Genomic DNA, 21,036 nt, shown 5'->3' with positions numbered 1-21,036 from the left:
CCTCCACGGCTTGCCCAGAGCCGTGTGCGCCGATTCGCCTGGCTCCAGGCCTTGAGCTACGCCGGCGGCTGCGCTGTTCTGGCCTTTTGTGCCTTCCACCTGGGACGCATCTGGGAGCACCGCCATGCCCCGCAGCCGATGGCTCAAACCGCACCGGCTGCGCCTGCAAACTCCCAGCCCAAAGTCATTGTCGTGGTTCTCGGGGATCACCTCGACCGCTCTGAGCAACTCCTGGTTGAGCTCAAGCACTCTGACGTCGAAGCCGGCCGCGCCGAACTCCAGCCGCTCAAAGACGAGGCTCGCAGCCTCCTCGCAGCCAACCGCGTCTTCCGCGACGATGCTGAACGCGACGGCGATGCTTCGCTGTCGAAAGCTCTCAACCATCTTGACCGCCTATTGACCGAAATCGCGAACCGGCCCAATGGGCTGGACGCCGTCGAAGCCGCGCGCATTCGCGACGAAATGAACGCCGAAGGGCTCCTTTTTGAAGTGCGGGTGTTACGGTCGAAGAACCCGCACCGCACCAAAGCAGTTCGCGTGATTGCCAGGGGAGGTGCAGCATGAGAACGGGTTGGGCACTTCTAGTGATCGCCGCGGTCGCCGCGGCCGGGGGGTCCATGTGCGCGCATAGTCAGAACGCGCCCGCCGAGGCCCTCCTCTCAGCTTCATCCGGTTCCGTCAGCAGCATGCTGGAGGACGCTACCAAGTCGGGAGCCCCGGATTCGAAGCAGTATGCCAATGGTAAGCAGGCCATCCACGACGGCCATTGGGCCGAAGCGGTAAACACCTTCGCCAGAATCATCGAGGAGGGCGGCACCCACTCTGACAGCGCGTACTACTGGAAAGCCTACGCGCTTAACAAGAGCGGCAAAAGCGACGAGGCCATCAGAACCTGCGCCGACCTCGGCAATCAATTCAGGAAGAGCAGTTGGATTGAAGATTGCGACGCCCTCCAGATTGAGATCCATTCCAGCCGCGGAGAGCCCGTTCCGCCTAAGCGCGATCAGAGCGAAGAGTCGAAGCTGCTGGCCTTGTCCACCTTGATTCAGTCCGACCCCAAAAAGGCCACCGAGCAGATCAAGGAACTGGTGCAGAGCGATGCCTCGGAGCGCCTCAAGGAAGGCGCCGTGTTCATCCTCGGGCAGCGCGTGCCTGAGGCCACTTATCCGCAGATTGTGAGAGTCAGCTTCCTCGAAGGCGATGTGCGCATCGCCCGCGCCACCGTGAATGAGAGCTCCAGCAAGCCCGCCTGGGAGTCCGCGGTGATGAATCTGCCGCTCAACGAAGGCGACAGCGTGGTCACCGGCAAGGACGGCCGCGCCGAAATCGAATTCGAGAATGCCTCAACCATCTACCTCGGCGAGAACTCCGTTCTCAATTGCATTGACCTGCACACCACCGGCGGCGTCCCCCATTCCGAACTCGCCCTGGTGAGCGGCACCATGGCCACGCACCTCGATTCGCTCATGGGCGGCGAAACCTTCCTGGTCCGTACCCCCACTGAGAATCTGCTCACCCGCTATCCGCAAAAGTCGAACCTGAGGCTGACCAGCTATCTCGATGGCATGTCGATCACCGCGCTCGATACGGGCACCCTTGAGGTCCTCGGCTCCTCTCACGTGGGGATGGAGCCGGGCAAGACCCTGTTCATAAGCGAGGGCCATCACGTAACCACAGCCGAAGCCGCGGGCAAGCCGTCGGATTTCGCGGCATTCGACGCCTGGGTCGCCGACCGTTATGCATCCCGCGCCGGCGCGTCCACTGAGGTGATGAAAGAAGCCGGTTTGCAGCGGCCGTTTCCTGGACTGGCCGACATGAAAGGCAAGGGGCATTTCTTCGAATGCCCGCCCTACGGCATGTGCTGGGAGCCCGACGCCCCACAGGCACGTCCCGTGCTCACCGCCGGTCCCACCCCGCCCCCTACCCCGAAAACCGCCAGACCCTCGGCAGGCGGGCCCACGATCGCCGCCCCCGGTTCCCTTTACCCCGGCGAATGGTTCTCCTGCATGGCCCAGTGGTATCCCGGCGCCCGCGGCCTCTATCCCTCCGGCTACCTCAACAATCCCCAGGCGTTCTACTTCGGCGCCGATCCTTATGCCTGGGCGCTATGCCACACGGGCGAATGGATTCCGCGTAACGACGGCTATGCCTGGGTGGTCAGCGGCAAGCGTCATCATCATTGCCCCATCCGCTGGGCCAAGCTCAACAACACCAAGGTCCTGCTGCCTCTGCACCCCAAAGACTTGCAGGGCAAGCCGCCCATCAACCGCATCGGCTTCCAGCCCATCAAGGGCAAGGACGGCGCCGTGCGCCTCATGCCCGTGAGGGTGGAGCCAGGCAAGGGTGTGCAACTTCTCAAATCACCGCCGCGCGAGTTCCGCAGTACCGCGCAGCCGGTCCTGGCGCGCGTTGACGCTCCGCGGATGAATGCCATCGCGATCCATGACAATGCCAGATCCGGCATCGTAGCCCACACCGCCATTCCCATGACCTTCAATCACCAGCAGGGCTTCGTCACGTCCCACCAGGTTTTGCAGGGCGGCCACGCCGTCGCCGTCAACGTCCCGGTCGGCGGCCGCATGAGCGGGGGATTCTCCGGCGGCGGTATGTCCAACTCCGGCTTTTCGGCGCGCAGCGGGGCTGCAGGCTTTGGCGCAGTCAGTCACGGCGGCGGTTCGAGCGGCGCAGGCTTCAGTGGAGGACAGGCGAGTTCCGGCGCGGCCTCCGGCGGTTCCTTCCACGGCGGAAGCAGCGGCGCCACAAGCTCGGCGTCTTCCACCTCCTCCATGCCCAGCGCCTCCAGCGGCGCTGCCCCAGCCGCCAGTCCGCACAAATAAAGGCGCCACCTGGGAGGTTCCGGCCAGCGGCGCTGGAACCTCTTCCCCCATGGGCTTTGGAATAGGCTTCCTGTCACGCTGTTAACCCAGGAGCAAACACCTGAACGGGTTGGGCATCTCACCTGAAAGGGTCCATTCCCGGGGGTTTCCGCTTCATGTCCAATTCAGATCTCACCTCTCTCATCCTGGTCCTTCTTCTGCTCGTAGGCTTTGCGCAATTGCTGGGCTACCTGTTCGTGCGCCTGCGGCAACCCAAGGTGATCGGCGAGATCCTGGCGGGCATTGTTCTGGGTCCCGCGGTGCTGGGACGCATACCGGCGGTCTCCTCTTTGCTGACTCAGGCCAAACACCAGGGCAACGTGCTTGACTTCGTCTACTGGCTCGGCTTGCTGCTGCTGATGTTCCTCTCCGGAGCGGAAACCCAGCAGTTGTTCTCCCGTGAAGAGCGGCGCGAGGTGAGCTGGCTGGCCATCGTCGGCTCCGGCATCCCCTTTGCCCTGGCCCTGGCGCTCGGCCCCTGGCTGGTCCGTCCCTCGCTTGCCGGCCCCAACGGCAATCGCATTTCGTTGATGATCATCCTCGCCGTGGGAGTGGCGGTCACATCGGTCCCGGTCGTGTCGAAAATCTTCTCGGACCTCAAAATCCTCCACACCCGCTTCGCCCGCCTGGTGCTCGGCGTCGCCGTGTGTGAAGACATCGTCCTGTGGCTCGCACTCGCCGTCGCCACCGCAATGGCCGGCAAGGCGGCGCTCGACCCAAAGAAGATGAGCCTGCATCTGCTCGCCACCCTGGTGTTCTTCGTGGCTGGCCTCACCATCGTGCCGCGCGTAATCAAGCGCATCAACAAGGCTGAGCACAACGTCCTCGTAAAGCAGTCGCCCACCGGCTACGCTCTGGCGGTGCTGTTCGCCTATTGCGCCGTGGCCGGCGCGCTCGATGTCAGCCTCGTCTTCGCGGCGTTCCTCGCCGGTTTTGCCGTGGTGCACAAGAAACGCCGGATCTTCGCCGAAGCCCTCGATGCCATCGGCAAGGTGGCCTTCGCGTTCTTCATCCCTGTCTACTTCGCAATCGTCGGGCTGAAGCTTGACCTCATCCGCGGCTTTGGCCTGTGGATGCTCGTAACGTTCCTCATCGGCAGTTGCGTTGTGAAGATGCTCTCGGTCGGGCTCGCCGGCCGCATCGCAGGCTTCCGCGGCCTCGACCTCGTGAACCTCTCCATGACCACCAACGCGCGCGGCGGCCCGGGCATCGTGCTGGCCAGCGTCGCCTTCGACGCCGGCATCATCAGCTCGCAGTTCTACACCACGCTGGTCCTGGCCGCCGTGCTCACCTCGCAGTTTGCCGGCGCATGGCTGGAGTTCGTACTCCGCAAAGGCTGGCCGCTGCTCACGCCCAAGTCCGGCGAAGGCCCATCCGGAATCACCGCCGAGGTCCCTCGCGCCGCCTGATCTCTGCAACCCTCCACACCGCCCGGACCAATCAGGAAAGTCACCGCTTTGTAAAACTTGCCTAACCGTGGCTCCGTCCTGGTCGTCAAAGCTGCTGGATTCGTGCTAGCATCGGGTCCATCGATGCGCTTTCACCTTTCGTTCGCATCGATTGGGGGCTTCCATTCCCCTGGTTCGCCAAATCAGAAGGAGGCGGACATGAGCCTGCCTAAAATGACTGCGGCGACAGCCTTCCTGTCGACATTGTGGTTTGCGGCCGCCATCACGGCCCAGACAGCTGAAACTCCTAAAACCAGTGACACCGCTTCGAAGGTTCGTATCGTCCGCCTGAGTGAGGTCAAGGGCGAAGTCCAGATGGATCGCGCCATCGCCCGCGGCATGGAGAACGCCGTTGCCAATCTGCCTGTCGTTGAGCAGACGCGCATGCAAACCGCCATGGGCGCGGCTGAAGTCGAGTTCGAAGACAACAGCTCCCTGCGCATGGGACCCAACTCCATCGTCGAGTTCCCCAAGCTCGAGCGCCTGCAAAACGGCACGACCGTTTCATGGATTCGCGTGGTGCGGGGCACAGCTTACGTCAGCCTGATGAAGTCCTCCCTCGCTAACCAGTTCACCCTCCTGTTCGGCGCGCAAAGCGTCATTCTGCCGCCCAACAGCCATATCCGCCTTGATATGGGCGCGGGCGACGCCAAGCTCGCCGTCTACGATGGCACGCTCAAGCTCCAGAGCCAGACGGGCGAAGTGGATGTGACGAAGAAGAAGACCGTCACCTTCAACCTTGCCACCGCCGGAGAGCTCAACGTCGACAACCATATCGCCTCCGCGGCCCTCGACGAATGGGACAAGAATTCTGTCGGCTATCACCAGCGCCTCGCCATGGTGAGCAGCATGAATAACTCGCCCTACGTCTACGGCATGAACGACCTCTCCTACTACGGCAGCTTTATGGATGCCGGCGGCTGCGGCATGGCCGGCGCCATGATGTGGCGGCCCTACTTTGCAAGTGCCGCGTGGGATCCGTATTCCAATGGGTCCTTTGCGTGGTACGGCAACAGCGGCTATTCCTGGGTGTCGCCCTATCCGTGGGGCTGGACGCCCTACCACTCCGGCAGTTGGAACTACTGCCCCGGAACCGGCTGGGGCTGGATGCCTGGAAACAGCTGGATGGGCCTGAACAACGTCTCCATGCTCCCCACCCAGACCGGACCCGGCGGCAGCAACCCGCGCCCGATCATCCCCCGCCAGCCACCCGCGCAGGGCGGCCCAACCCTCATGCCGGTCAGCACCCGTCCGCTGGTTCGGTCGGAGCTCAAGTCGGCGGATTCGTTCGAATTCCGCAAAGATTCCGCGGGGCTGGGCATTCCACGCGACACCCTCGGCAAGCTCGATAAGTTTTCCGAGCACGCCATCAATCATGGAAGTGCCAGCACGCAGGTGTACGTCAGTGCGCCAGCCATGAACAACGGCATGAACACCCGCGCATCGAGCGGCGCTGTGCTGGGCGCTACGGTTCATCGCGGAGTCGCGGCCCCGCGCATGGGCGGCGACTCCCTGTCCGCCGGGTCGGGCCGCATGTCGGGCGGATCGTCCGGCGCTGCCGGCACGACCATGCCTTCATCCTCGTCCCGCGGCCCTGCCCCGAGCGGTCCTGCACCGTCGTCGGGTGGGGGCGGGCGTCCACCGCGCTAACCCGCATCTGTAGTCAAAAGCCGCTTCACAGTTCTCCTGACTGTGAAGCGGCTTTTTCTTGTTCGGATCGCAAGGCTGCCTGAAAACTCGAGGCCAGGGACTGTGTATTGGAGGGGCGCGAATTCAGCCCGCCCTGAGCGGAATCGAAGGCGTGTCGATAGTCTGCGCAGAATCGTCGCGGCTTAGCCTCTGAGGGATGCTTTCGGGCGCTTGACTGCGATGGTTGTCTCTTGTTCCGAAAACCCGCCGGGCGGCGCGCCTCAGGCGCTGACCGGGGAGCCCTCGTGAGCTTCCAGGCCCTTCGCCGCAAGTGCGGCCAGCGTCACCACCAGCGCGTCTTCCACCAGCGCGGCTGGGAAGTCGTGATGGAACATCTCAGCCAGCCGCGCGCGTAGCGCCGACCCGCCCAACGTCCCCGTCACCGCTCCGGCGGCTCCCGCGATCACGCTGAGCGCGAGCGAATCCTCGCGCGACGTGACGGCTGCCGCACTCAGCGCCCCCGCCACCACACGCCACGCAAACGCCGGTGGCGCCTTGCGATCGGGCATGAAGGGCAGCTTGTCCGCGAGCATCTCGCCAAGCGCGAGCATGGCCAGAATCGCAGGCAGGTTCACCTTGTCGAGAAACGGCGCAACTCCTGAGGCCTCCACGCGCCGCGCGGCTTTGGCTGCCGCGGCCGGGCCGCTCATCGAGCGCAACCCCGCCGTCACACCCAGCAGAAATGTCGAGAATAGACGCATGAACCCTCCCCCGCGCCGTGCCCCTGGCGCAACGCGCTTGCCAGGTCGCCGCTTGCGTGAACATTATCCCTCAATTACCGGTTCGCGGACCCCGGAGGATTTGCCTTGCTCTGCTGATCGTCGGAGCGGTCCAGCTTCTCTGAAGCTTCGCTGGCTTCGTCAGACCCGCGCCGCTCTTCGTCTTTGTGCAGAGTCGCGTCCTTTGGCTCCGGCGGAATTTTCATGTCGTAGTGAATCGGATCGTCGGGCTGATCGGGCATGCATCGTCTCCTGAGAACTTCGCCTTGCTGGGAGGTAGGATGCTCCCCGCGGAGCACGTGTTTCATGCGCGACCGCGGGCCTCAGGCCGCCGGTAGCCGCACTTCTTCGTGCTTCTGAAAACTCGCCCGCTCCCGCCCGCTGCGCCACCGTCGCCAGCACGACCACCAAATCACCTTCTGCTGACAATTGCCTGACATTTGCAACACCATCGCGAATCTATGTTGAAGCTGCGCTAAAGCAATTCCTGAATGGCTGTGTCCGAAGCGATTGCAGTCAAGTCGACGCGACCACCACAAAGCGGCGGCTTGCTATAAGTCCGAAAAGCCTGCAGCCATTCAGAAATTGTCAGGGCTCCCCCCGTTTTCGCGCAGCCTGCCGCTCGAATACGCAGGCGCAAGGAGGACTATGTTTAGCAGGTCATTCGCGAAATTCGCGCCGCGTGTCATCCCCATAGCCGCCGGCCTTCTCTGCCTTTCCGCAGGACTGGCAGCTCAGCCCACACAACATTACGCACAAACCAACCTGGTGTCCGATCAGCCCGGAATGGCCGCCGCCACTGACCCCAACCTCGTCAATGCCTGGGGCATGTCGCGCGGCACCGCCACCCCCTGGTGGGTCTCGGACAATGGCATGGGCGTCACCACGCTTTACACCGGCACGGGGAGCATCGTGCCCCTGGTGGTCACCATCCCCGGCGCGGAGAGCGGCCAGTCCGGCACTCCCACCGGCCAGGTGTTCAACGGCACCACCGACTTCAATCTCGCTTCCGGCGCTCCGGCCAAGTTCATCTTTGCCACGGAAGACGGCACCATTTCCGGCTGGAACCCCGCCGTACAGCCCACCACCGCCGTCATCAAGGTCAACACCCACAGCGCGTCCGTGTTCAAGGGTCTGGCAATGGCCACCGTGGGCGATCCTCAGGGCACTCACAGCAACTACCTCTATGCAGCGGATTTCCGCAAAGGCCGCATCGCCGTCTACGACACAAAATTCCACCTCGTCCGCTTCGGCCGCGATGGCGACCGTGACGACGATGACAATGCCTTCCGCGATGAGCGCATCCCCCACGGCTTCGCTCCCTTCAACGTGCAGAACATCGGCGGCAATCTATACGTCGCCTTCGCCAAACAGGACAGCGAAAAACACGACGAGGTGGACGGCCCAGGGCTCGGCTACGTCGACGTGTTCTCGCCCACCGGCCGCCTGCTCCAGCGCTTTGAGCACAGCATGTGGTTGAACGGGCCGTGGGGACTCGCGCAAGCTCCCAGCGACTTCGGCGCCAACAGCCACGACATCCTGGTCGGCCAGTTTGGCAGCGGAAACATCCTTTCCTACGACGCGGCCAGCGGCAGACTCAGAGGACCGCTGTATGGGACCGACAATAATCCCGTCACCATCGACGGCCTCTGGGGCATCGCCTTCGGCAGCGGCGGCGCCTCGGGCCCGGCAACCACGCTCTACTTCACCGCCGGCCCCGGCGGCGAACAGCACGGCCTCTTCGGCACTCTCACCGCTGTAGAAAACCTCCTCGGCGGCGATCTGTAATCGAGCCGTTCCGAAAAAAGAAGAGGGCCGCTTCGCTGCAGCGAAGCGGCCCTTCCTGTTGATCCTGCGTCAGAACTTAGTGGGCAGCCATGGAAGGCCGGGTGTCCAGCTTGCCGCTGCGATAGCCCTCTGCCATATCCGCGATGGTCAGCGGCGTGTAGTCCTTGCCGTGTCCCGCCTGCCCGAACTGCGTCATGCGCAGAGCCACCAGCTTCTGCATCGCGTCACGTGCCGGCTTCAGGTAGTCGCGCGGATCGAACTTCTCCGGCGTCTCCGCAAAAACCTTGCGGATCGCGCCCGTCAGAGCCAGGCGATTGTCCGTGTCCACGTTGATCTTGCGCACCCCATTGCGAATGCCGAGCTGAATCTCTTCCACCGGCACACCCCACGTGGGGTTCAGGTGTCCGCCATACTGGTTCACAATGTCCTGCAGTTCCTTCGGCACTGAGGATGAACCATGCATCACCAGGTGCGTGTGCGGCAGGTGCTCGTGGATTGCGATCAGTACATCCATCTTCAGCACCGAGCCGTCGGGCTTCTTGTTGAACTTGTAAGCTCCATGGCTGGTGCCAATGGCAATCGCCAGGGCGTCCACGCCGGTGCGCTCCGCAAATTCCACCGCCTGGTCGGGATCGGTGATGTGCTCCAGACCCGAGCCGCCCGCACCATGCCCGTCTTCCACGCCGCCCAGCACGCCGATTTCGCCTTCCACCGTCACGCCGCGCTCGTGCGCAAATTCAACCACCCGCCGCGTAACCTCGACGTTCTCCTCAAACGACGAGGGCGTCTTGCCGTCATCCTTGAGCGAGCCGTCCATCATCACCGAAGTGAAGCCCAGTTCGATCGCCGACTTGCACGTATCGAAGCTGTTGCCGTGATCCTGGTGCATCGCAATCATCACGTCCGGATGCAGTTCGTTCGCCGCCAGAATCAGGTGGAACAGGTACTTGTCTTCAGCGTACTTGCGCGCGCCGCGGCTGGCCTGGATGATGACCGGCGAATTGGTCTCCTTGGCCGCTCCTACAATGGCCTGGATCTGCTCCATGTTGTTGACATTGAAAGCTCCGACGCCATAGCCGCCCTTCGCGGCTTCGTCGAGCAGTTGCCGCATTGAAACAAGAGGCATTGAAATCTCCTTTTCTCTGCTCCGGCCGCACGATTCTCGCACAAAGCGCAGCCCGGCGGCGGGAACTGCAATCGTCATTATGGTAGCAGAGGGTGACAAGCAAATACTGTGCGAACCGACAGGGTTCGCACAGGCGCGCCGTTTCAGAACCAATGCCTAACAATGCCTAAAACGAATAAGAGACCCCCAGCATCGGCGCCGGCCGAGCGTGCAAGCCTGTGTCGTTGAGTCGAAATAGCCCGCTCGCCATGATAGTCAGATTGTTGACCGGCACAAGCTTGATCCCGGGCGCAACACTTGCCAGCGTGAACGTCGATGTAAAAGTGTGGAGGTCCGGTTGCGCCGCAATCGTATAGCCGGGCTGGTTGCCCACGTCGGGGTCGACATAGCCGTCATACTTTCCGGCTGTCACCCGCGCGCCGCTCAGCAAGGTCTGGCCCAGAAAGTCCACAGCCGCGCCAAATCGGTGGGTGATCATCGCGTCCACCCCGCCCGTATAGGAAATCACGTCCGGCAGATGCGCCCTCTGTACGGCGGCTCCGGTTACGTCTCCCGCCAGCAGCGATTGACCATTGCCCTGGAACGAGAGGCTCCCATGCGGGGAGATTCTGCCCAGATGCGCGGTGACGATGCCAAAGGGCCGTACACCCCACGTGCCGGAACCCAGAAAGTTGTACGCGTCTCCCGTAGGAAGCCGGAACTCCATTCCGACTGCTATGGAGGTCTTCTCCCCCTTGAGAGTGCGGTACTTGGCGCGTATCAGCATGTCGCCCATACCGGCCGTACTGCTTGACTTCGAGAAACTCTGGTTCAGGCATGCCGTCGCATCGTTCGTGCCCGCGAAAGTGTGCTCCTGATCGCACGGAGCGATGGCGTCGGGACCGGAAACCGGTCCGAGATTGTAGATCTTCGCGACCGACGACATGCCCAGATGAATGCTCACCACCGGAACCACCACCGCCACATCAAGGCTGTCGGTCACGCCGAACGCACCCGTCATCGAGAACTGGTCCATCCTCAGGCTCAGCCCGTTGTGACTGGTGACAATGTCGTTCACGTAGCGCACTACCCCCGTTGACAAACACGCCGTCGGACTCGTATCCAGCGGAGCCATAGGGTCTGGCGGCGAGCACGTCTCCAGTTCGTGATGAAAAACGGTGTCCGCTGCCTTGAAGTTGACGTCATCCACCCGGTCATATTCGAAGTGCTGGAAACCTGCACTGAAATAAAATCGCCCCTTGCCCAGCGTGTCCGCAGTGTCGGTGAGAATGGGTCCCAAATCCTGTGTGGTGCTCACTACGGCTCCGCCCTGAAACAGGAATTGAGCCACCGGCGCTGCCAGCGGCATGTTGTTCAGCTGGATGCCGATCTCTTCATTGAGCGGCGCGAAGCTGCGCACGGTCGATGCCTGGAAGTGCACCTCGTGATCTGTCGCATCGTTCAGTGGTCCACCGTTTTTCGTGCCCACCAGGCCCCCGGAGCCAAACACCTGCGGCAGCACACATACCAGATCGCTGGACTGACTCGGCGCAACCCCGCTGTAGACCGCGAGAGTCTGCGTCGGACACGGACTGCTTACCGTCCCATACGAGGGATTGGGTTGAGCCTGCGATGCACTGCTGAGGATGGCTGCAAGCGCGCACCCATATAAAAGCCAAACCGGTCTGCTGCAAGTCATGAGCTCTCCTTCTGTTCGTGCTGCTCATTTGATATTGCTGATCTGCCACTCGTCCCCACCCCGTTGCCCGGAGACTTTCTGCAGCGTCATCGTGACTTTGGGCGTGTCTAACTTTTCCATCCGTCCGTTCTGTTTGAACTTCATGTCCTGGGAAAAGACGAGCTGACCGGTATTATCTGCAAACACAGGCTTGCCCAGCAGCTTGTATGTCAAGGTGATTTCGGTCGCAGTATTGAAAAACTTCTCGTTGCCTTTCCGTTTGTCTTCAGGCATCGTGGGCCACAACCGCTGCAGGGCTCCAAGATCCTCCCGCTCAAACGCGCTCTGATACCGCGACAGCAGTACGTTCGCCTGCTCCTGCACGTCCACCTCGGCAACCGTCGGTATATCCACCCGGCCTCCCAGAGTCGCCACCCGGTGCCCCATGTCGGTTGAAAACACAAAATCGCCGCCATCGTGACCGGATCGATTGATGGAGCTGTACTGCGGCAGTTGCTGGGAATGGCCTGCCACCCGGTGTTGAATCACCGTGAATATGTCGCTGGCGCTGAACTGTTGCTGATCCATCTCGCGCAGCGTCTGCAGCAGAACCCCGGCGAACACCGAGTGCCCATCGGCTCCTCCATCGTCCACCGGCTCATTGCCGCCGCTCGCCAGCAGCGTTCTGGAGCGCCGCTGCAGCATCTGCGTCAGATACGTGAGCCGATTCGCCGGATTGGTGTCGATCGCCGCGTCCCGGCTGAAGCTCAATGACCCGGAGTAACAACTGTCCGAGATGATCAAAATGTGCTGCGACGGAATCGCGCTGATGTATGCGTTGATGTCATCGGAACTGATCCAGTTCGCGCTGTTCGAGGACTCTGCGTCGAACGGCAGCCAATAGGCGATCTTCGTGTCCGCGTCCAGTGACCCGTGACCCGCGTAGTAGATCAGCAGGTTCGAGTCCTTCGGCAGCATGCGCCGGTAGTCCCATAGAGCGCTCACAATCTGCAGTCGCGTCGCTTCATGCAGCACCGTGGTCTGAAACCCGAACTTGGTCCTCAACAGGTCCGCCACCGCATCCGCATCCCGCAGCGGCGTATTCAGCGGATGCAGCGATGGATACTTACTGATACCGATCACCAGCGCAAAGTACGGCCCCGGCGCATTGTCCACAGCCGCGGGAGTGCTCACATCCTGGACGGACCTCTGCAGCGGAACCTGGGAAGCTGACCAGGGGACCAGCGTCAGCAGCACCCACGCCCACACACCAAGCCGCATTGGCCCGCTACGGAACACCTATCTCTGCCTTTCATTCAGGGCCGAAAAACGGCCAATCCTGTGACGCGTTCCATTCATTTGCCCTGTTGCTGCTCTCGAGACCCAGCACGGCAGAACGCCGTCTCAGCGCATACCTGTGCGCGCCAGCGAACAAGGCGCGGTTCTCTCCGGTGCACGGGCTTTCATTGACTCACTGACTCAGGGGCATTCTGACTGGCAGAACCGGGGAAGAACCCTGCGTCTCACAGTGTCGTCGCTCTCAATCCTGTTGTGCGTGCTCAAGACTGTCGGGGAACAGAGCATCTCGTTTTAGTTCACGAGATTGCGACGATGCTACCGCAGTTCCCGTGCACAGTCCAGCAGTTCTTCAGTGGCTCCGGCGCACCGATTGTGACAGCGTCTTCTGCCGCGCCGGGCGGCAGTGCGAATGTGCGGGTATTACACTGGGTCCCGCTGCTGCACTCCCGGAGAATCCTGTGCTCAACCGCCGCAACTTCCTCAAATCCGGCCTCATCACGGGCGCCGCCGGATTGCCGCTCGCTTCCCGCTTGAGTGCCCTTGATTCGACTCCAATCCTCGACGCCCCCCCGGTCCTCTATGCCCCCCCGATCCTCGCCGCCAAACAAGCCGGTGACGAGCTGCGCCTGGTTGAACTGCCGCCGCGCATGGCCCCGCCCCATCCATCCTCCGAGCCATGGCAGAAACGCGTGCGCCGCGTCGGCCAGACCAACATGACCGAGCACGATCCCGCGGTCATGAACATCGACGCCTGGGCCGACTACTGGCACGCCGCCAAAGCCGACATCGTCTTCGTCAGCGTCACCGGCATCCTCGCCTACTACCCGTCCAAAGTGCCGTTCCACCGCCACGGCAAATACCTCAACGGCCGCGACTTCTTCGGCGAATGTGCCGCCGCCGCCCGCCAGCGCGGCATGCGCGTCGTGGCCCGCATGAGCCCCGACCTCAACTGGCCGGACGCCCTCGCCGCCCATCCCGAATGGGCCATGCGCCACAAAGACGGCTCCGTGCAGTTCAGCGGAGAAGAGCCGCGCCTCTTCAAGACCTGCATGTTCTCGTCCTATATGGATGACTACATCCCCGCCATCATCCGGGAAGTGAACTCTCTCTATGACGTGGATTGCTTTTACTCCAACGGCTGGCCGCCCCTCGGATCGCTTCCGGACTGTCACTGCGCGATCTGCAGCAAGCTGCCCGCCTCAGATACCCCCGCATACTGGCGCGCCTTCACTGATCGCGTCCTCGACGTATGGCAGCGCTATGACGCGCTGGCGAAAGAAAAAAAGAAGGACAGCTTCTTCTTCGCCAACTCCGGCGGCAACGTGCGCGGCGGCCCCAACCTCGACCAGCTCGCCAAAATCCTGGCCTGGTTTCAAGCCGACAACCAGGGCCGCACGCAACATGAGCCGGCCATCTGGGGCTGCAGCCTCCAGGGCCGCGTCTGCAACGCGGTGCTCGACGGCAAGTTCGCCGCCAACGTCACCGCAGCCTACTCCAGCAGCACCCCCGGCTGGCGCAACGCCTCCAAGAACCCCGCCGAAGCCCGCATGTGGCTCAGCCAGACGCTGGCCAGCGGCATGGTGCCCTACTTCCACTTCGTCGGCGCGGAGAACGGATTCGACGAAGACCGCCGCTGGCAGCCCGTCGGCCGCGATTACTTCAACTGGACCGCGCAGCACGACGCCCACCTCACCACCCGCCGCTCCCTCGCCAACATCGGCGTCGTGATTGGGCAGGCGACCCAGCTCCTCTACCCCGGCCCCGCCACCGCCCGCAGCCGTAGTTACATGCGCGAGACCACCAACGGCATCTACGACGCCCTCCTGCGCGGCCGCTTCGCCTGGGACTACATCCACGAAGACCGTCTCGATCTGGATCGACTCAAGAAGTACCGCGCCGTCCTCCTCCCCAACGTCGCCATGCTCAGCGATCGCCAATGCGACCAGTTGCGCGCCTACGTGCAAGCCGGCGGATCGCTCATGGGCAGCTTCGAGACCAGCCTCTACGACGAAAACCTGAAGCCCCGCTCCGACTTCGGCCTCGCCGCCCTCTTCGCCATCGGCAAAGCCGCCGACGCCATCGGCACCAACGGCAATCCCTACTACGCGCGCATCGAAAACCCGCCATCGCCTCACGCGCTCCTCAACCGCTTCACTGACACCAACTGGCTCCCCGGCGCCGATAACCGCGTGCCCCTCAAGCCCGTTCCCGATCCGCTTCTCACCGTCGTCCCGGGCTTCGTGCACTATCCGCCGGAATTGGCCTATCCGCCGCAGTCCCATACCACCGAGCCCGCTGTCGTCCTGCGCGATTCGGGCGCCGGCCGCACTGCTTGGTTCGCCGGCGACATCGAGCGCTCTTACTGGATCACCGGCCACGGCGACCTCCTGCGCCTCATCCACAACACCATCGGCTGGCTCACCCGCGACCAGCGCATCCTCCACGTCGACGGCCCCGGCTTCATCGAGGTCTTCGCTTGGGAAACCGCCCCCGGCTATGCCATCCACCTGCTCAACTACAACACCCCCGACGCCCAGCACGGCTGGCTGCAGTCCATCGAACCCCTCGGCCCCCAGCAAGTCCGCCTCAAGCTGCCCTCCGGCGTCCGCGCAAAACAGGTCGACCTGCTCCGGGCCGGGACCACCGTCCCCCACCGCGAAGAAGCAGGCGCCCTGCAGTTCACAATCCCTTCACTTGGCGAATACGAAGTCGCGGCCATCACCCTGGCCTGAGCCCCGGTTCCGCTCGCCCGGCCCCCCTGACGAAACTACGCATCGACGACCGGACGGAGAAGTTGGAGAATGCCAGCCAGTCGTCCCTCGCGCCTTCCTGCGCCCTGCTCCTGATGCACGCAGAAAACGCCGGCAATCGCTGTATTTGAGGGAAATAGGCCCCGCGCATGGCTCACGCCGAGAGCCGCGCAGAAGGGCTGACAGCAACTCCAACACCCTGCAAAGGAGAGACTTCATGGTGCAATCCTCCACCGCCAACACCCGTGCCCGCCTGGCGCGGGCCTTGCCCTGCATTCTCGTCGCAGCCACCCTCCTGCTTGTTCGCCCCGCCTCAGCGGCCGACAAGCAATCCGACGAAGACACCCTTCAGAAAGCCAACATCGTTGCCACCGGCATGCTCAACGGAGACACAATTCCGGCTGCTGTCCTCAGCGGCGCAAAATGTATCGTCGTCCTGCCCGGCGTCAAGAAGTTCGGCGTGGGCGTCGGTGGAAGCGGCGGCCGCGGCCCCATGCTCTGCCGCGGCGGCGACAACTTCACCGGCAAATGGTCCACCCCTGCCATGATGACCATGGGCGGCGCCAGCATCGGCCTGCAGCTTGGCGGCTCCTCCACTGACTTCGTCCTGCTCATCATGGATAAAAAGGTGGTCAACCAGATACTTAGCGGAAAAACCAAGATGGGCACCGATGCCACCGCCGCCGCCGGTCCCAGCGGAGCCACAGCCGCCGCCGCCACGGATGCGCAGGTCTACTCCTACGGCCGGTCCAAGGGCATGTTCGCCGGCGTCTCCATCGGCGGCGCCACCGTCTCTCCTGACAACGACGCCAACAACCGCCTCTACGGCAACAACCCTGACGCAACCTCCATCGTCCGCGGAAGCAGCGTCAAGCCCACCCCCGGCGGCGCCCCGCTCGTCGCCACCCTGAACGCCAAAACCGCCAAAAAAGCCCAAAAAGCCAGGTAGATGTCAGGATGCGTCCCGGCTCTCCTCCACGCAGATCCGGGATGCCGACCTGCCATACTGCCAGGTATCGTCAGCAAAACCTTTCCTTGGAGAAGGGAAGTACCAGCGGCGTAAGACGCGCCCTCAGGAGGCGCGCGGTAATCGCTGCGGCCCACGGGTGCCCTCTGCCTCCTTCGGCAGCTTCTTCGATTCAGGCGTCACCGTAATGAAAACGCCTCTGTCGGGAACCCGAAGAGCTTGGCTATCCCGGTCCAGCCACGCAGCCAACCGGTGGATATGCTCGCGACTCGCGCAGCAAAAGCAGGTCGAGTCATTCAAAATTACCCGGCAGGACTCGCAGTACCAGGCCTCATCGAGCGGGATCGCAAACCGTTCACCGGGTTCGGCGGCCGTGATCTGACTCCGCATGGGTGCTCCTCTGACGGGGAGTATAGGCCCAGTCTGATTTCAGCGGCGACGCGCTGATCTGACAGGGTGCGGCTTGCATTTGTTGGATTGGAAACTACATCGAAAAATCTAAATAAACTTGAATGAGGAACAAAAAAATGCTGGCGGAGAGGGGGAGATTCAATGCATACAACTTATAAGCAATTGAAAACAAACATAAATCGGCTTTGACTATGCCCGTTGTCATGCTATTGTCATTCATAGAGGGTCTGGGAGATACCTAGACGGTCCATGGATAGGGGCCAGAGCATGAAAACCACGAAGCTGGAAAAGGTAGTCAAGCGGCCGGGGTATGAGCGTGAGGCCCGGGCCGTAACCTTGGTGCTGAGGGTCAAGCACGAGGACAAGTGGAGACGTTACCCGGCTGCCTACGCTGGCAATGGCCGGGTGAAACCCGGGTATGCTGTCGTCGATCGGGTGGCGGTGAAGTTCGATCACCCGGCCTACGAAGTCCGGTACATCGAAGATCGCCGGCCGCATTACCGGGCGGCTGGCAGGGATGCAGTAACGGCCGAGGCAGAACGCAAGCGGATCGAGGTCCAGTCTGGCGCCGTGGCAGTTGCTGAGGCAGCGGGTGTCAAGGTGGCCGAGATCACGGAGCGCAAGACGCTCCGGGCGATGGCGGATGAGTATTACCTGGATGCCCACCACCGGGAAGCATTCGAGGCGGAGACACAGGCACGTCAGGTAATGCCTGAGTTCCTGAAGTCCTGCCCGAGGACACTAGTCGACGAGGTCACCCGGCAGGATGTTCTCCGGTTCCACGCCGCACTCCGCAAGCGCGGGCTCAGTGACCGAACCGTGGCAAACAAGCACGCACGGCTCCGGGCGATCATGCGATTCGCCGGGGTAGATGTAAAGTCGGTGTTCCCACCCGAACCCGGGTACGATGAACGATTGCCGACCGTCTACTCCCCGGACCAGATCAAAGGGATTCTCGTTGCGGCTGAAGGCCGAATGCGAATCGTGATCGGCATGGCGATGAAACTCGGGCTGCGGGAAGGCGAACTGGCTTGCTCCGAGTACACGGATATTTACTGGTCGGAATCTGTCTTCAGGGTCCGATCGAAGCCACAGTTTAATCACCGGATCAAAGACAGCGAAGAACGTGATATTCCGATCCCGGCTGACCTGCTCGGGGAACTCGGGTGCTGGCGTGAGGCTCGACCGGAGCGGAACCGTGGGGGCCTGATAGTCCCAACGAGCAACGGCACCCCGGATGGGAAACTGCTGGTGCATCTCAAGCGACTTGCGGCGCGGGCGGGTCTCGGGTGTGAGAAGTGCGACGGCTGCAAGAACAATAAGTGGGGCTGCCGGGAATGGACCCTGCATCGGTTCCGCCGGAACTACCTAACGACGCTGCTACGAAACGGACTCGATCTGCGAACGGTCCAATCGTATGCGGGACATTCCGACATGGGCTCCACGATGCGTTATCTTCGGCCGGCGGAGGGTAAGGATGCACAGGCAAGAATCAACGCCGTGAACTGGGACTGAAATAGGGAAGAGAAGCAGGGGGGACGGCTCAGGCCTTCCCCTTTCTACGTTAGGCTGCCCTCTTCACTTCACGCTGTCGGAGCCATGCGGCTACGACGGCGGGGTCGAAGCGGATCGTCGACCCGAGCCGGTAATGGGGAATTCTGCCGGTCGAGGCCATCTCATAGACGGCCGATCTTCCCATGCCAAGCAAGCGGGCCAGGGTGGGAGCGGACATGGCTCCGTCCATACGTTCAATCCGCGTCGGGAGATCTACCGCGGGAGTCATTACGACAACTGCCATTGTTAGGTATTCCGGGCGGTTGTCCTGGGTGGACTGGTACCGCGTGAGGCTCCGGCTAAAACGGTAGGCTGCCTCTTCCGGCCAACGGCCCCTCTGCGATTACAGGGGCTCGCGGGAGTCAAGACTCTTCCGGCGTTCGATTGGGACCGGCTGCGAAACCGGCGGGCGTCCCACGCCACATACCCAAGTTGCTATTCAGTTGTTGCGCGTTTGCAGGGCTCGCACACTACCCAATCGTATGATAACACTGCCCCGGGCGCCTTCCCCCCTGGTAGGGGAAGGCCCCTGGAACAGATGGCCGGTCCAGCGTCCGCGCGCGTTGATGAAATTGGTGTAACGCCTGCGGGTTTCACCGACGGCGCGGCCAAGGTCGTCGGCTCGCGTTGGCTTTAGGATCATGTGGACGTAGTTGGGCATCAGGCAGTAGGCCCACACTGCAATCCCCCGCCTTCAATTGCTTCCACGGGTAAACAAAAATCAGATGATTTTCATGGATTTTGCTATTTAGTCCCCGGTTTTCTTATGATTACCGCTCAGTAACCTGTAAACGACCGATATTTAATTGATTTTCCTCTTAGCAGCTTGATTCCATGACGGTTCCCGCATAGGAACCTGAGAACGCCTCATTTTTCACTTCGGACGGTTGTAGGATGCTGACGCGAGTCCTGGCGCAAGAACTCAGCAGGGCGGAGTGTTGTCGAACTTCACAGGTAGCACCGCCGGCGGAGCTTATCAAATTCCCTGCTGGCAAAGATTTCCTCTTCCGGTCGCATATCAATAAGGACGCCGGCGAAGGCGAGACCGTGCAGGAAACGGGTGACCTCGCCGGTTCCGGCAATTCGGACAAAGGGCTGACATTAGATAAGTGACAGGTAGGGTGGTGGCAAAGGGCGTTTCAAAAGGCTCTCGCAGGCTTATGAGACGGATCAGTGACGATCTTTGAGCGGCGATGGTCTACCTTGCCGCTTCATCGAGTTTGCGCTCCGTAATGGCCTCGCCTCAATTTGTTCGGAAATTGCTGCCAATCGTTGTAGTTTGTCCGGATGGATTCTCCCCATGCTCAAGAAGGCATCAGCCAAGCTCTTTTTGGGGGTGTCGTCTCTAGCTTGATTTTCCTGCACACTCTTGGCGCCACTTACAACTGGGGGTTCCTTGGCTGCGGTCGATAGATGGGAAGTGATCTGCGTTGCGTGCTGAGCTGTTGAGGTGTGCGCATCATCCTGTGCTGGGTGCGACTCCAGGGTGGCTGTCACCACGATCTTTTTGGCTCGAATTTTGGACAGTAACGGACTCACCTCCTCACCATCACCCTCCGTGCCTTGCTTCTTGGGCCGCTTCGTTATCGTGCTCTTCATCTGTGCGATCCAATCGCTGCCTTCTTCCGGCGGATTGGCGAGTGCGATGTACCTGCGGATGGTCGACTCCGGTTCCCCTAATTCGTTGGCGATCCCACGCGCAGAACAGTTGAAGCCGATCAATACGTTTAGTTTTTCGCCCCGTTGCAGCCGACTGAGTTTGGTCCAACGAACTCGAAGGACCTTTAACACTTCCTGAACTTCCGGGCTTGTCATGGCACGCTGATGAGCATTCTGGTTGAGGTGTTTCTCGTTCTTGTCAGCTTTTTTCTTCGTCGTCACGATTTAGATAGCTCCTTATGTTTTGAACGGTCGATTACGAAATGTGCCAAATGGTAGGTCCTGCTGAAGTCTGTTCTCTTGCCCAGCAGAAATTGGATTGTCCAGTCGCCCTGCCGACCTGCTCGAGCGTATCGAGCGTAAAGTCGCATTATGTGTCGCAGCTCTTTTTCTTCCGGAGGCTGATAGCCTGCATTGCGTAGACCGCGCTTGGCCATATCCATCAACTCGTCCAAGTCTTGCTGCTGCCGTTTTCTTCGGCCCGGAATCGGCTTTGACCATGGCTTGCAGTAGGCGATATGCAAACGCATCCATCGCAGGTGCGCTTTCCAAGCAATCGTAAGCGCCGAGTACTGTTCCTTTCCAATTACCGCGATCAAAGCTCTATTCGCTTTTTTCATGTGCCGTTCCAGCGAATGGATAACGCGATGCGACTTCGCTTTTAACTGAGCGATAGACTTGTCATCGATGTGCAACCTGGCTTTGATCTCAAGATCCTTACTTCGTTGTTGGCGTCTCAAAAGGCGCGCGTATTCGACGTTAGCGCGAATCGCGAAGATGGCGGCGCGTAATTCAAAGGCATCCATCTGCACCCAGCGGCCGTTGTGAAATCTGGCTCTTATGGATTTCCGGAGGGCAAGTGTTTTGTCCATGAAGGTCTGGTTATAGAGCCCGCGGTCGAAGCCGCGGGGAGGGGGAAGGATGCGGAAGGGATAAGCCAGAGGCGAGGTCCCTTTTTGCTGATGAGTCTGATGGGACAGGAACAGCAGCTCGATCCCTGGGGCGATGATATCGACCTGCGTCTTAGATAACCGGAATCGGACCTGAGGATAGATCTGAGCCACATTTCCCCGCATACAAAGGAAGAGGCTAT

The 21,036-nt window shown here is 61.5% G+C and carries 16 protein-coding genes; 8 read left to right on the top strand and 8 right to left on the bottom strand.

From position 1 onward, the window contains the following. From VGL22_RS05185 to VGL22_RS05170, 4 genes are all read left to right on the top strand, one after another. The coding region (locus VGL22_RS05185; protein ID WP_465265830.1) for a hypothetical protein at window positions 1-564 on the top strand (564 nt) is incomplete at its 5' end. Further along, window positions 561-2,837, top strand: a complete 2,277-nt coding sequence (locus VGL22_RS05180; protein WP_465265829.1) for a hypothetical protein — start codon at window positions 561-563, stop codon at window positions 2,835-2,837. The genes VGL22_RS05185 and VGL22_RS05180, both read left to right, overlap by 4 nt. Window positions 2,838-2,992: 155 nt before the next feature. After that, the gene (locus VGL22_RS05175; RefSeq protein WP_465265828.1) at window positions 2,993-4,285 is read left to right on the top strand and encodes a cation:proton antiporter; all 1,293 of its coding nucleotides are present in this window, start codon (window positions 2,993-2,995) and stop codon (window positions 4,283-4,285) included. A 198-nt stretch (window positions 4,286-4,483) separates the two neighbouring features. Further along, window positions 4,484-5,974 carry a DUF6600 domain-containing protein gene (locus VGL22_RS05170; protein WP_465265827.1) on the top strand — a complete coding sequence of 497 codons (1,491 nt, stop codon included), beginning with the start codon at window positions 4,484-4,486 and terminating at the stop codon, window positions 5,972-5,974. Between the two features lie 260 nt (window positions 5,975-6,234). Here the strand turns inward: VGL22_RS05170 and VGL22_RS05165 are convergent, their stop codons facing one another. Beyond that, window positions 6,235-6,714 (bottom strand): DUF4126 domain-containing protein, encoded by a 480-nt coding sequence (locus VGL22_RS05165; RefSeq protein WP_465265826.1) that lies wholly within the window; start codon window positions 6,712-6,714, stop codon window positions 6,235-6,237. A 74-nt stretch (window positions 6,715-6,788) separates the two neighbouring features. After that, a complete protein-coding gene (locus tag VGL22_RS05160; protein ID WP_465265825.1) occupies window positions 6,789-6,974 on the bottom strand; it encodes a hypothetical protein in 186 nt (61 codons plus the stop codon). A 406-nt stretch (window positions 6,975-7,380) separates the two neighbouring features. Between VGL22_RS05160 and VGL22_RS05155 the strand changes: the two genes are divergently transcribed. Further along, a complete protein-coding gene (locus tag VGL22_RS05155; protein WP_465265824.1) occupies window positions 7,381-8,520 on the top strand; it encodes a TIGR03118 family protein in 1,140 nt (379 codons plus the stop codon). Window positions 8,521-8,596: 76 nt separating this feature from the next. Here the strand turns inward: VGL22_RS05155 and VGL22_RS05150 are convergent, their stop codons facing one another. The 3 genes from VGL22_RS05150 to VGL22_RS05140 form a co-directional block, all read right to left on the bottom strand. Further along, window positions 8,597-9,646: a ketose-bisphosphate aldolase gene (locus tag VGL22_RS05150; RefSeq protein WP_465265823.1), complete on the bottom strand. Its 1,050-nt coding sequence runs from the start codon at window positions 9,644-9,646 to the stop codon at window positions 8,597-8,599. 166 nt (window positions 9,647-9,812) lie between these two features. Then, the gene (locus tag VGL22_RS05145; RefSeq protein WP_465265822.1) at window positions 9,813-11,324 is read right to left on the bottom strand and encodes a transporter; all 1,512 of its coding nucleotides are present in this window, start codon (window positions 11,322-11,324) and stop codon (window positions 9,813-9,815) included. 24 nt (window positions 11,325-11,348) lie between these two features. Beyond that, window positions 11,349-12,584, bottom strand: coding sequence for a caspase family protein (locus VGL22_RS05140; RefSeq protein WP_465265821.1), 1,236 nt, complete (start codon window positions 12,582-12,584; stop codon window positions 11,349-11,351). A gap of 476 nt (window positions 12,585-13,060) precedes the next feature. Here VGL22_RS05140 and VGL22_RS05135 point away from each other — a divergent pair, with 476 nt between their 5' ends. From VGL22_RS05135 to VGL22_RS05125, 3 genes are all read left to right on the top strand, one after another. Then, window positions 13,061-15,334, top strand: coding sequence for an alpha-amylase family protein (locus VGL22_RS05135; RefSeq protein WP_465265820.1), 2,274 nt, complete (start codon window positions 13,061-13,063; stop codon window positions 15,332-15,334). A gap of 235 nt (window positions 15,335-15,569) precedes the next feature. After that, window positions 15,570-16,301, top strand: a complete 732-nt coding sequence (locus VGL22_RS05130) for a lipid-binding SYLF domain-containing protein (RefSeq protein ID WP_465265819.1) — start codon at window positions 15,570-15,572, stop codon at window positions 16,299-16,301. A 696-nt stretch (window positions 16,302-16,997) separates the two neighbouring features. Next, window positions 16,998-18,245: a tyrosine-type recombinase/integrase gene (locus VGL22_RS05125; RefSeq protein WP_465265818.1), complete on the top strand. Its 1,248-nt coding sequence runs from the start codon at window positions 16,998-17,000 to the stop codon at window positions 18,243-18,245. Window positions 18,246-18,294: 49 nt separating this feature from the next. On the opposite strand, the gene VGL22_RS05120 is transcribed toward VGL22_RS05125, so the two are convergent. The 3 genes from VGL22_RS05120 to VGL22_RS05110 all read right to left on the bottom strand — a co-directional run. Continuing rightward, window positions 18,295-18,528, bottom strand: a complete 234-nt coding sequence (locus VGL22_RS05120; RefSeq protein WP_465265817.1) for a helix-turn-helix domain-containing protein — start codon at window positions 18,526-18,528, stop codon at window positions 18,295-18,297. Window positions 18,529-19,454: 926 nt separating this feature from the next. Then, complete coding sequence (locus VGL22_RS05115) at window positions 19,455-20,165, bottom strand: hypothetical protein (protein ID WP_465265816.1); 711 nt, start codon at window positions 20,163-20,165, stop codon at window positions 19,455-19,457. After that, window positions 20,162-21,036 (bottom strand): hypothetical protein (locus VGL22_RS05110; RefSeq protein WP_465265815.1); only part of this gene is annotated, 875 nt, incomplete at its 5' end. The genes VGL22_RS05110 and VGL22_RS05115, both read right to left, overlap by 4 nt.

It is taken from the genome of Occallatibacter sp., from assembly GCF_036502485.1.
Taxonomy (GTDB): domain Bacteria; phylum Acidobacteriota; class Terriglobia; order Terriglobales; family Acidobacteriaceae; genus Telmatobacter.
This window is presented reverse-complemented; position numbering and strand designations above follow the sequence as displayed.